Source organism: Vibrio sp. RE88, assembly GCF_013113835.1.
Classification (GTDB): domain Bacteria; phylum Pseudomonadota; class Gammaproteobacteria; order Enterobacterales; family Vibrionaceae; genus Vibrio.
On record NZ_VTYQ01000004.1, the window covers coordinates 451,236 to 463,925 of the forward strand.

Genomic DNA, 12,690 nt, shown 5'->3' on the forward strand with positions numbered 1-12,690 from the left:
AGCAAAAAGAGTTGAGTTTTATATTTCTAGCAAGCTGTGTTGTTTTAATAGGGTTCTTTATAAGTTTGTTTTTTTATTACCTCCGTCAAGCATTTTGGCTAAATCTATAGCAATGATATCGATTAGAATGCGTTATTGATCACATAAAATATAATTTGCTGATCAATGTTTGTTCGCTCTATTTTTAGTAATATTTAAATTAGTAAAAGTTAAATAAATGGCAGGCCAGATAAATAAAGGTCTCAATAGTTATTAATTCATAAAAACAAAAGCTTAAGTGATAGAACTGTTATTCAAAAATATTTAATAATTTATTTCCCAAACGCATGTTTTAAATAACTGTATATCTGTAAAATATTTGTGGTTAATTTTTTAATGATTTATTTAAATAAATCATTGTTGGAACAAGTTACTCAAATAATGCCACAATAATTAGAGAAAGAGTCATTAGATAATTCTTAAGGAGAGAGGGTAAATAATGTAAAGGCGTCAGCCCGTATGCGAGCGTACGCAAATGCCGAAAATAGTGCGCATGTTCAGTTGATGAAGATACCGATGAAGCGAACCACTATGGTATTGCGATGCACAATTTTGGTGCGACTGGGAAGTCATTGAAATGCTAACTTATTGAATTATATAAAATCCTAGTATGGCATTGGTTTTGCTCGCGTTCAAAGTAGCGAGTTAGAAAAGAATGCACAACAACGTCACGGGCAATGAAGCCTCCTTCACTAAAGCAGTGGAGGGGGCTTTTTTATTTCAAGGAGTGAGTGATGACAACGGAATGTATAAAGACAGCCTGTCCTTATTGCGGAGTCGGCTGTGGGGTGAAGGTCGATAAAGGGAAGATTGTAGGTGACGATGTGCATCCTGCGAACAAAGGGGCGCTGTGTGTGAAAGGTTCAGCGTTAGCTGAGAGCCTCAATATGCCGTCTCGTTTGCTTTACCCTAAGTTCAATGGCAAAGAAATCAGTTGGGATGAAGCGACAGATGTGATTGCAGAAGCCATGAACAACTCAATACAAACGGAGGGCCCTGATTCTGTAGCGATGTATGTATCGGGCCAGCTTCTGACTGAAGATTATTATGTCGCAAACAAGCTGATGAAAGGCTTCGTTGGCAGTGCAAACATTGATACCAATTCACGGCTTTGCATGTCTTCTGCGGTAGTGGCACATAATCGTGCGTTTGGGGAAGATGTGGTACCGGTCAACTACAGCGACCTAGATAAAGCCGAACTCATTGTTATATGCGGCGCGAATACCGCATGGACGCATCCGGTGATCTTCAGGCGTATCCAGCAAGCAAGAGAAAAGAATCCGAAGCTGAAGCTCGTGGTGATTGATCCCCGGAAAACGGTAACGGCTCAACAAGCGGATCTTCATCTTTCTATCCCCAACGATGCTGATATCGCGCTTTTCGATGGGCTTATAAGGCACTGTATTGACACTGGCTGCTTGGATACTGAATTTATTGAGCGGCACACCTCAGGCTTCAACCAGTTAGCGGAAAAGATCAAAAGTTCCAAATTCGCTCTCGCTCAACTGAGCGATACGCTTGGTATTGATAAACAATCGCTGTTGACATTCTATCGCTGGTTCAGCGAAACACGGAAAGTGGTTACGGTATTTTGTCAGGGTGTAAACCAGTCACAAACTGGTTCTGACAAAGGTAATGCGATCATTAATGCGCATTTAGCCACTGGCTCTATTGGTATGGAAGGCGCAGGACCGTTTTCAATTACTGGCCAGCCCAATGCCATGGGTGGGCGTGAAGTTGGCGGGCTGGCCAATCAGCTGGCGATTCATCGCGGCTTCGACCAAGAATCGATTGACGTTATCAAAGCGTTTTGGCGCTCACCTGATATTGCGACAAAACCGGGATTAAAAGCGGTAGAGATGTTTGAAGCGGTTGAACGTGGTGATATCAAGGTTATCTGGATCATGGCGACGAATCCCGTGGTATCCATGCCGGATAACGGCTACGTCCGTCGAGCATTGGAACGCTGCCCAATGGTCATTGTTTCCGACATTACGCCCGATTCGGATGTTGCGAAATACGCCAACCTTCTTTTACCTGCAGCTGGCTGGGGAGAAAAGCAGGGTATGGTCACCAATTCAGAGAGGCGTATGACTCGACAACGTCGATTTATTCAACCACCAGGGTGTGCCAAGCCAGACTGGCAAGCGATTTGTGAAGTGGGCCAAAAGCTCTGTGAACGAATGGAAATAGCAAACGGATTTGGTTTCTCCAATGAGGTGGAAGTATTTAGAGAGTTCGCCGCCATGACAGCATTGAATCAAGACTCATCATTGATGCTTGATCTCTCTGAACACGCAGATATTTCCGAACAGGAGTATGACGATTGGCGGCCGCAACAGTGGGGTAAAGACCAGCCATTTTCAGATGGAAAATTTAGCTTTCCTGATGGTAAGGCAAAATTTGTTGTCAGTGACCAGCTGCCAGAAGCTCAAGATCCGCACTGGTGGCTCAATACAGGTAGGCAGCGAGACCAGTGGCATACAATGACACGGACAGGGCACATTGCTCATCTGGCTGCCAGCGAATTGGAGCCTACAGTTTATATGAGCCAATTATCCGCCGATCTATTAGGTGCTAAAAAGGGTGAGTTGGTTAGGGTCGTGAACGGTGACAACAGCATACTGGCTAAAGCCACGATTGAAGAGAATCTGCCGATAAAACAGCTGTATATGTCGATGCATTGGGCTGGAGATTATGCTGGAAATAGTCAAGTTAATGCTGTAGTAAGCCGCATGGTAGACCCTCATTCTGGGCAGCCAGCTTTTAAGTCCAGTCGTGTTGACGTATTGCCAGAGAAGATTGCTAGCTACGGTTTGTACATTGGTGCTCAATTCTCTAACGAGTCTTTTGCTTACTGTGCATTTCAGGCGGAAAAGCAGTCTGGCATTTGGCGATTTGCTAATACAAAACGCGTATCCAAGTCTTATGGTCAGAAATCTAACCATCAGAGGATCATGCTTGATCTGCCAGTAGGCTGGTTGGCTTTTGATTATGAAGAGACCTCAAGTTGCCGTATTGTCACTTCTATCCTTGTTGTCTCCCCCAAGCCTGTTGAAATTGATTACACCAAACTGATTGATTTGATTGGTAAACCACTGTCATTTTCTGAGCTAATTACGGTCGCTTCGAGTGAGAAGTCCAGCCAACTGGTATGTAGCTGCTTTCGAGTTAGCGACAAACAGATTACTTCTGCTTTGGAGAGTGGTCGTTGTCACAACGTTTCCCAATTACAAAATCAGCTCAAATGCGGCACTAATTGCGGTTCGTGTATTCCTCAGATTGAAGCGTTAGTAAATGAGCATAGTGCTAAGACTGCAGTGATGAAATAAAGGGGCGAAAGATGAAATACGATATCAATCTAAGGGAAGGTTCATACACAAATTTGAATGGTGCAAGCTTCAGCGAACACCGTCGACTGTATAAAGATTCTTGTAAGCTACAGAAACCTGACCGCTATCGTTCAAAAGGAAAAGTCTATCTAGTTGGCGCTGGCCCAAATGACCCTGACTTGCTGACCGTCAAAGCGCTAAAACTAATTAAGCAGGCTGATGTGGTGGTTTACGACCGCTTAGTCAATCGAGAGATTCTAGAGTTAGCAGAAAAGGCAGAGAAACGGATCTATGTAGGTAAACGATGTGGGCAGCCAAGTCTAAAGCAGGAAGAAATCAGTCAGATTTTGGTGGATTTAGCAGAATCTGGGTACATGGTCGTGAGGCTTAAAGGAGGCGACCCATTTATTTTCGGTCGTGGTGGTGAAGAAGGGCTACTACTGGCACAGAACAGCATTGATTATGAAGTAGTACCTGGCATTACCGCCGCCATTGGTTGTGCAGCGGCGTCCTATATTCCGTTGACGCACAGAGCGTTGGCCCGAAGCGTGACATTTGTGACTGGGCAAGTCGTATCAGGCGCGCTTCCGGCGTGGGCTCAACTCGTATCGTCGGGGCAAACGTTGGTGTTTTATATGGGACTGGAAAAGGCCAATGAGATACAAGAGGGGTTGCTTCGTCTCGGCATGAGAGATGACTTTCCTTTAGCGGTAGTGACACACGGGTGCAGCTCTCAACAGAAAGTCCATGTATCAAGTTTGAGTCGCTTAATAATTCTGTCAGAAGCGCTTAAAGGTGTGAGTCCGGCATTGATTATCTTAGGGGAAGTCGTCACACTTCGTGAACAACTTAACGCGACCGTAGAGTCGGTGATTTCTCAAGAGGTAACATGAGCATTATTCAGGAATGTATTCGAACAGTGGGTCGAGGTGAGCGAGGTCGTAAGCCACTGACTTTTGATCAAGCTTTTCATGTCATGGATGATTATCTTGATGGCCGATGCGACGATGATCAAATGGCTATGCTGCTGATGCTGATTCGAGTGCAAAATGAAACTCGTCAGGAAATTGCTGGCTTCGTAAAAGCATTTCAATCTCGCGTGCCTAACATTGGCGCTGATATTGACTGGCCATGTTACGCAGGTAAAAGAAAAGCCGCAGGTAAACCATGGCATCTGTTGGCAGCGAAAATACTGGCTGATAGTGGTAGAAAAGTACTATTGCACGGCTATCACGACAGGCCCGCTGGGCGAGAGCATGCAGAAGATTACCTGAGTGTACTGGATGTCAAAATGGTCGAGTCAGCGGAACACGCCAAGAATGTGCTCGAAGAAAGCAACATTGCCTACTTACCACTCAAGCATTTCGCGCCTCAAGCCGAAACCATGATTGGCTGGAAAAATCGTTATGGTTTGCGTACCCCAATTAACACCGTGGTGAGAGCGCTAAACCCAGGTGGTGCCAAGATTGGCATTCGGGGCAGCTTCCATCCCGGATTTCAGCAGTTGCATGCTGAAGTAGAAGGTGAGATAGGGCTGACTCGCCACGCTGTTGTGTCGTTCAAAGGCCAATCTGGAGAGTCCGAGTATAATCCTAAGGTCAGCCAAACGGTTTGGATGAGTACACCTTCCGGTGTGGAATCGCACTACTGGACGGAACAAATGCTCACAGACATTCCATTACCTGATGAATGCCCGTTAGGTACACCAGTGGAAGAGCTGAACATGATGGCGAACACGGTTGTTACCACAATGGCAAGCATTCTGTTTGCTGAAACGGGCGACAAAGATAAATCCTTTGAGCAAGCGTATCAGCTATGGTCAAAGCATTGTGAGTCTCGCTCATAAGCATTTTGAGCCCCTTCCTAAGTTGACTTAATCACTCTGGCACATTCCTTGTTATGTCTCTTACAAGCAAAGAGATAAAACAAGGAATGTTATGCAAAAGAAAATCTCTAAAACTCCCACCATTGTTTGCTGCGATTCGCTGGAAGAACAAGCAAGGCTTACCACCTTATTGGCTCAGGATTATGACGATGTCATTGGATGTCAGCTCAACCAATTTGAAACCTTGTTACGGCGTGAACCGGGTGCCAATGTTGTAGCGGGTTGGAAACAGCCCAGTGCGGAACTTCGTTTAATCATTGATGTTTGTCGCGAGAAACAGCGGCCACTACTCGTCGTGATTAAGCAGTTTTTATCCAATGATATTAATCGTTTACCTGAGCATATGGATTACGTTTTGTTACCTGCGGATTCTAATCTTAGTCTTAAACCTTGGCTAGAACATGCCGCTGTTGCGAGAGCATCATTGCTGGCGATGGAGTCTGAGATTGAATCCTTAGCAGGGAAGTTGGAAGAACGAAAAATGATAGAGAAAGCCAAAGGGTTGCTAATGAAAATACATAATGTGGACGAAGAGTCGGCTTACAAAGCGATGCGGAAATCTGCAATGCAGTCGAGCCAGACCCTAGCCCAAGTGGCGAAAAACATTCTGATCACTTTGGAAACCTTGAAATAGTGAACTACCTCTTTATGGTTAGGTATAAATTTCCTTAATGGTGCAGTATGCACAACTTAATAGCATCAATCTTTGCTATCAAACGCTTTAGGAAGCTAACGTGATGAAATAAAAAGAAATTCAGTATTGGCACGTAACTTGGAATACATATTTTAGAAATTTGGTTCACACGCGATTCAACGTTATCAACGGCGGTAATGAAGGAATGCAACGGCGCTACTGCTCGAAAGAGCAGTAGCGCTTTTTATTTGGAGAAAACGAATGAAATGGACGTCAACTTTTAAACAATCACTATTGGCTCTTCCCCTTGCATTGTCGGTCTCTGTACCTTCGGCTTGGGCTGAACTCGGCGAGCCTGAGCTGGAAGATCTCAAGTTTGGCTTTATTAAGCTCACTGATATGGCGCCGCTCGCGGTTGCTTACGAGAAAGGCTTTTTTGAAGATGAAGGTCTCTATGTCACGCTGGAAGCGCAAGCTAACTGGAAGGTACTACTTGATCGTGTCATTGATGGTGAGCTTGACGGTGCGCACATGTTATCTGGTCAACCTTTGGGGGCAACCATCGGTATTGGTACACAGGCGGAAGTTATCACTGCGTTTAGCATGGACCTAAATGGTAATGCGATCACGGTCTCTAATGATACTTGGGAAGAGATGAAGCCACACATCCCCAAACAGGCTGATGGAAAACCTGTTCACCCAATCAAAGCGGATGCACTCAAACCAGTTGTCGAAAGCTACCTTGATGAAGGTAAGCCCTTCAACATGGGGATGGTGTTTCCAGTGTCGACACATAACTACGAACTACGTTACTGGTTAGCTGCAGGCGGCATACACCCAGGCTACTACGCACCTGAAACGGGTGATAACAGCGGACAAGTCAATGCAGATGTATTGCTGAGCGTAACACCACCGCCACAGATGCCAGCTACCTTGGAGGCGGGTACCATCAAAGGTTACTGCGTAGGTGAACCTTGGAATCAACAGGCGGTGTTTAAAGGGATTGGCGCACCAGTGGTTACGGACTATGAAATCTGGAAAAACAATCCGGAGAAAGTATTCGGCGTGTCGAAGTCATGGGCAGAGAAATACCCAAATACCCACATACGGGTTGTGAAAGCCTTAATTCGAGCGGCACATTGGTTGGATGAAAATAACAACGCGAACCGAGACGAAGCAGTCAAACTGCTGGCGAAAAGCGAGTACGTTGGTGCAGATGCGGAAGTGATCGCGAATTCAATGACGGGAACGTTTGAATACGAAAAAGGCGACAAGCGAGCTGTGCCGGATTTCAACGTCTTTTTCCGTTACAACGCAACGTATCCTTACTACAGCGACGCTATTTGGTATCTGACGCAAATGCGCCGCTGGGGCCAAATTTCTCAGGAACAATCGGATGACTGGTACATGGACATCGCGAAAAAAGTCTACCGACCAGATATCTACCAGCAAGCAGCCGATGCATTAATAGAGGACGGTGTTCTGACTGCGAAAGATTTCCCAGATTTCGCTAAGGAAGATGGCTTTCGAGCTCCTCAAACCCATTTCATCGACAACATTGTTTACGACGGTCGCGAGCCTAATGCCTACCTCAAGAAATTCAGTATTGGTTTGAAAGGTAAAGACAAGGTTTAGAGGCAATGAAGGGGAGCAATCTGCTCTCCTTTAAAAAGGAATTAAGAAGTAAAGGAGTAAGTATGCCTAGCAATGTCATATCGCTAGTTTCCAGCCCTAAGCTGGTGGCTAATAAAAGTAAACTGATTCTGTTCCCTCTGATCGGCATTCTGATGTTTCTCATGTTTTGGCATTTAAGCGCCCGTCAGGTCGAAACATCACTCGGCACATTGCCGGGGCCAGTTCAGACATATCAACAGTTTAGTAATCTAGTCAATGAACATTGGCAAGAAAGAGACAAAGAACAAGCTTTCATTGAACGTCAGGAAAAGCGCAACGCAGCAAAGTTGGCAAAGAACCCTGAAGCAAAAGTGAAGATAAGGCCTTATACAGGAAAGCCGACATTCTTTGACCAGATCATCACCAGTCTAATTACGGTGGCAGCCGGATTTTTGTTGGCGACACTGATTGCCATCCCACTCGGGATAATGCTGGGGCTCAACCAAGGGCTTTATCAAGCATTTAACCCAATCATTCAATTACTAAAACCAGTGTCGCCATTGGCTTGGTTACCTATTGTCACAATGGTAGTGAGCGCGACCTATGTGAGTGACGATCCTTTGTTTGCGAAGTCTTTTATTAACTCACTACTGACGGTGGCTTTGTGTAGCTTATGGCCGACTTTAATTAATACTGCTGTAGGTGTTACGAGTGTCGACAAAGATCTGATTAACGTCAGCAAGGTACTTCAACTGTCTTGGTGGCAGCATATCCGAACCATTGTTCTGCCTTCAGCTATTCCTATGATCTTCACCGGCCTCAGGTTATCGCTTGGTATCGCATGGATGGTGCTTATTGCGGCTGAGATGCTTGCGCAAAACCCAGGGTTAGGGAAATTCGTCTGGGATGAATTTCAAAACGGCAGTTCAGCGTCACTAGGGCGGATTATGGTCGCTGTCATTACGATTGGCTTTATTGGACTGATGCTCGATAGAGGAATGTTGCAGCTTCAGAAATGGCTTTCATGGAACAAACAGCAAGCATTGCGATAAAAGGAAATAATGATGTCAAAACCACTATTAGATTTGACGCAACTCGGAATGCGATTCCCGACACCGAATGGTGAGTTCATCGCGCTGAAAAACGTCAACCTCCAAATTAATAAAGGCGAATTTGTGTCGCTGATTGGCCACTCTGGCTGTGGTAAATCAACGGTCCTCAACCTTGTCGCTGGGCTGCACCTACCTACTGATGGCGGAGTAATTGTCGATAGCCGTGAAGTGAGCGGGCCGGGACCTGATAGGGCTGTAGTGTTCCAGAATCACTCCTTACTCCCTTGGCTAACGGTGTATCAAAACGTAGAGCTGGCGGTAAAGCAGGTGGCTGGTGGTAAAGGTAAACACTGGGTTCGCGAGCAAGTTGAACACTACCTTGACCTGATTCAGATGACTCAGGCTGCGGATAAAAAACCGGATGAAATCTCTGGAGGGATGAAGCAACGTGTTGGGATCGCTAGAGCACTGGCACTCAAGCCAAAAGTCTTGCTTATGGATGAGCCGTTTGGCGCGCTGGATGCACTAACACGCGCACGCCTTCAGGACTCATTAATGAACATTCAGGCGGAGCTAAACAACACCGTGATTATGATTACTCACGATGTTGATGAAGCTGTGCTGCTTTCAGACAAGATAGTCATGATGACTAACGGACCAGCGGCAACCATTGGTGAAGTTCTGGAAATTGAACTTCCTCGTCCACGAAATCGCGTGGAACTGGCGGATAACCCTGTTTATCAACGCTATCGCCAATCTGTTTTGAAATTCCTGTACGAAAAACAATCGAAACAAGAGTTGCCAGCAGATAAGAAAAAAGTAAACAGCAAACCTGCACCTGCGAAGACAGCATAAGGACGTGAGTATGGAACATGTAGTGATTGTCGGTAATGGCATGGTCGGCCACCACTTTGTCGCACAGCTCGTCGAGCGTGGGGCGCATTTGGAAAAGAAGATCACCGTGATTGGTGAAGAGAGGTTTATTGCCTACGACCGAGTTCAATTGTCGTCTTTGTTTTCGGGAAAATCTCATCAGGATCTAATGCTGAGTAGTGAGGAATGGTATCAGAGACACGGGATTGAGTTGGTTCTGGGTAGTCAGGTCACTTCTATCGCTAAGCAGGCTAAACGTATTGTACTGGATGGCGAAGATATTCTTGGCTACGACCAGTTGGTGCTTGCGACAGGTTCGTATCCTTTTGTTCCGCCGATTGAAGGCAAAGACAGGGAAGACATCTTTGTTTATCGTACTTTGGAAGATCTTTCTCGGATCAAACAAGCGTGCCAAGGGGCGAAAACAGGTGCGGTTATTGGCGGTGGATTGCTAGGTCTTGAAGCCGCAAATGCGTTGAAACTGCTTGGAGTTAAGACCCACGTTGTGGAATTTGCGCCACGCTTGATGCCCGTCCAGCTCGATGACGGAGCGGGCACTGTGCTAAAAGAAAAAATCGAAGCCATGGGGCTGAGCGTTCACAACTCAATGATCACAGAAAAGATCTGCGACGGCGAAACCGCTCGACATCGTTTGGTGTTCAAAGACGCTGAACCATTGGAAGTGGATGTCATAGTGTTTTCCGCAGGTATACGGCCACAAGACGCACTTGGTCGGGAAGCAGGGCTCGCACTGGGGGAGCGAGGTGGCATTGTGATTGATGATGAATGCCAGACAAGCGATGCAAACATCTACGCCATTGGAGAATGCGCGTTGTGGCAACAAAAGATATTTGGGCTGGTAGCCCCCGGATACGCCATGGCGCGGGTCGTGGCAGACAAGCTAACAGCACGAGAAACGACAGGATTTACAGGCGCTGACATGAGCACTAAGCTCAAACTGCTTGGTGTCGATGTGGCGTCGATCGGTGATGCTCATAAAGCGACGGAAGGCGCACAGGAGATGACGCTGCAAGACACGGTATCCGGTGTTTACAAAAAGCTAGTTGTCGATGAAACGGGTAAATTTTTGCTCGGGGCGATCTTGGTGGGTGACAACTCAGACTACGATGCGCTACTGCAATGCTATCTCAATCAAACTAAACTCCCTGATCACGCTGCCAACCTCCTGTTTGATACCAGTATGCTGCAAGGAGAAATGAACGATACAGCGATCATATGTTCGTGCCACAACGTTTCCAAAGGCGATTTAGTGTCGGCGATTCAGGCTGGTGCACATGATTTAGATACGCTGAAAACTCAAACCAAGGCTGGGACAGGCTGTGGTGGCTGTAGCAATATGGTTAAGACAGTACTCGATGCTGAGCTAATGGCGATGGGTGTTGAAGTCAATAATCATGTCTGCGAACACTTTGAAATGTCTCGACAAGAGATGTTTCATATTTGTCAGGTCGAGCAAATCAAAGACTTTGACACTTTATTGAGCAAACATGGCAAAGGGTTAGGGTGTGACCTGTGCAAACCAACCGCCGCATCAGTCTTTGCTTCTCTTTGGAACGAACACATCATGGAGCCTCAACACAGTGCGCTCCAAGACTCGAATGATGCATTCATGGCAAACCTACAGAAAGACGGCTCATATTCGGTCGTTCCTAGGGTTGCCGGTGGTGAGATTACACCGGAGAAACTCATTGTGCTCGGTGAAGTTGCGCAGAAGTTTGATTTGTATACCAAGATCACCGGCGGTCAACGAGTCGACCTTTTTGGTGCACAAGTGGAGCAGCTACCGGAGATCTGGCAAACACTGATCGATGCAGGCTTTGAAACGGGTCACGCCTATGGGAAATCACTTCGCACAGTAAAATCTTGCGTGGGTTCGACATGGTGTCGCTATGGCGTTGATGACTCTGTAGGGTTAGCGATTGAATTGGAGAATCGCTACAAAGGCTTGCGTGCGCCTCATAAGATCAAGTTCGCGGTTTCAGGGTGTACGCGAGAATGTGCAGAGGCGCAAAGCAAAGACATTGGTGTTATCGCAACAGAAAAAGGTTGGAACCTTTATGTATGCGGCAATGGGGGAATGCGCCCTAGACATGCTGATATCTTGGCCTCAGACCTGACTAAAGAGCAGTTAGTACAACTCATTGATAGGGTATTGATGTTTTATGTCAGTACCGCTGACCGTTTACAACGAACCTCAGTGTGGATGGAAAACCTTGAAGGCGGCGTCGATTATCTGAAGCAAGTGGTAATCGAGGACTCATTAGGCTTGTGTGACTCACTCGAAAGCCAAATGCAGCATATTGTCGAAACCTACCAATGTGAGTGGAAGAGTACGTTGGAAAATCCGGATAAGCTCAGCAAATTCCGTCCGTTCATCAATGACGACTCGACGAGCCAAGCACTTCCTTACCAGAGAATCAGAGGACAACGAATTCCAGTTAAGGAGGAGTTATGATTACTGAACAAAAACTGAAAATATGCCGGTTAGATGATTTAGTGCCCTACGAAGGCAGAGCTGCATTAATTGACGGTGAGCAAGTGGCGCTTTTTCGTATCCCTGACAAAGGCGTGTTTGCGATACAAAACTGGGATCCGATAGGTAAAGCTTACGTGATGAATCGAGGCATCGTCGGTGATGTGAAAGGGGAGTTGTGTGTCGCTTCTCCCCTCTATAAGCAGCATTTCAACCTAAAAACAGGTCAATGTATTGAGCAACCAGACGTAAAGCTCAAATGCTGGCCGGTGGAAGTTGACGAAGGGGCTGTGGTTTTATTTTAGCTATGCAGAGCAGGGGCTTTGCCTCTGCTCCATTTCATATTGACGCATCGGCATCAAATCGATGGTCTGTTTGATGTTTTCCCAATCTGTTTCTTTGCCCCAACGCAACTTTTCTGAGCCGTCTTTTCCAATCAATATTGCGGTGTGCGTACCCGGTTCAACATCGTAGACTCTGAACATACTTGATAGGTTAAATTCGTTCTTAACCCAAGATGGAATGGTAAACCCATCTTGAGTAACGACTAAGGTGATGATGTCGCGGTCGGACAGTTCACATTCATTGATTAGGGTCTCTAGTAAAAACTGCTTCACATGTTCGTCGTTGGTTGGCGCAAAGTAAATTACGCTTCTATGCGCCCATTTCGGTGAGTAGGCGGGGTAACTCCACGCAAGTCCAATACTCTGAATAAGTAATAGAGTGAGAATCAAACAGCGCATAGTTGGCCTCCGTGGAACAAGAAT

Annotated in this window: 10 protein-coding genes; 9 read left to right on the forward strand and 1 reads right to left on the reverse strand. The window is 46.2% G+C overall.

Annotated elements, in window-relative coordinates:
• The first annotated feature begins 773 nt into the window (after positions 1-773).
• The 9 genes from F0265_RS12190 (at position 774) to nirD (ending at position 12,228) form a co-directional block, all read left to right on the forward strand.
• Complete coding sequence (locus tag F0265_RS12190; RefSeq protein WP_171749089.1) at positions 774-3,371, forward strand: nitrate reductase; 2,598 nt, start codon at positions 774-776, stop codon at positions 3,369-3,371.
• A gap of 11 nt (positions 3,372-3,382) precedes the next feature.
• Complete coding sequence (cobA, locus tag F0265_RS12195; RefSeq protein WP_171749090.1) at positions 3,383-4,264, forward strand: uroporphyrinogen-III C-methyltransferase; 882 nt, start codon at positions 3,383-3,385, stop codon at positions 4,262-4,264.
• Positions 4,261-5,217: a glycosyl transferase family protein gene (locus F0265_RS12200; RefSeq protein WP_171749091.1), complete on the forward strand. Its 957-nt coding sequence runs from the start codon at positions 4,261-4,263 to the stop codon at positions 5,215-5,217. Before cobA ends, F0265_RS12200 begins: the two co-directional genes overlap by 4 nt.
• 91 nt (positions 5,218-5,308) lie before the next feature.
• On the forward strand, positions 5,309-5,890 hold the full coding sequence (locus tag F0265_RS12205; protein WP_171749092.1) for an ANTAR domain-containing protein: 582 nt from the start codon (positions 5,309-5,311) through the stop codon (positions 5,888-5,890).
• Between the two features lie 261 nt (positions 5,891-6,151).
• Positions 6,152-7,525: a CmpA/NrtA family ABC transporter substrate-binding protein gene (locus F0265_RS12210; RefSeq protein ID WP_171749093.1), complete on the forward strand. Its 1,374-nt coding sequence runs from the start codon at positions 6,152-6,154 to the stop codon at positions 7,523-7,525.
• A 62-nt stretch (positions 7,526-7,587) separates the two neighbouring features.
• Positions 7,588-8,556, forward strand: a complete 969-nt coding sequence (locus F0265_RS12215) for an ABC transporter permease (RefSeq protein WP_040121562.1) — start codon at positions 7,588-7,590, stop codon at positions 8,554-8,556.
• 12 nt (positions 8,557-8,568) lie between these two features.
• Positions 8,569-9,411: an ABC transporter ATP-binding protein gene (locus tag F0265_RS12220; RefSeq protein ID WP_065741898.1), complete on the forward strand. Its 843-nt coding sequence runs from the start codon at positions 8,569-8,571 to the stop codon at positions 9,409-9,411.
• Between the two features lie 10 nt (positions 9,412-9,421).
• Positions 9,422-11,905 (forward strand): nitrite reductase large subunit NirB, encoded by a 2,484-nt coding sequence (gene nirB / locus F0265_RS12225; protein WP_171749094.1) that lies wholly within the window; start codon positions 9,422-9,424, stop codon positions 11,903-11,905.
• Positions 11,902-12,228, forward strand: a complete 327-nt coding sequence (gene nirD, locus F0265_RS12230; RefSeq protein ID WP_171749095.1) for a nitrite reductase small subunit NirD — start codon at positions 11,902-11,904, stop codon at positions 12,226-12,228. Before nirB ends, nirD begins: the two co-directional genes overlap by 4 nt.
• On the opposite strand, the gene F0265_RS12235 is transcribed toward nirD, so the two are convergent.
• Positions 12,229-12,666: a DUF4174 domain-containing protein gene (locus tag F0265_RS12235; RefSeq protein WP_171749096.1), complete on the reverse strand. Its 438-nt coding sequence runs from the start codon at positions 12,664-12,666 to the stop codon at positions 12,229-12,231.
• Between the last annotated feature and the right edge of the window lie 24 nt (positions 12,667-12,690).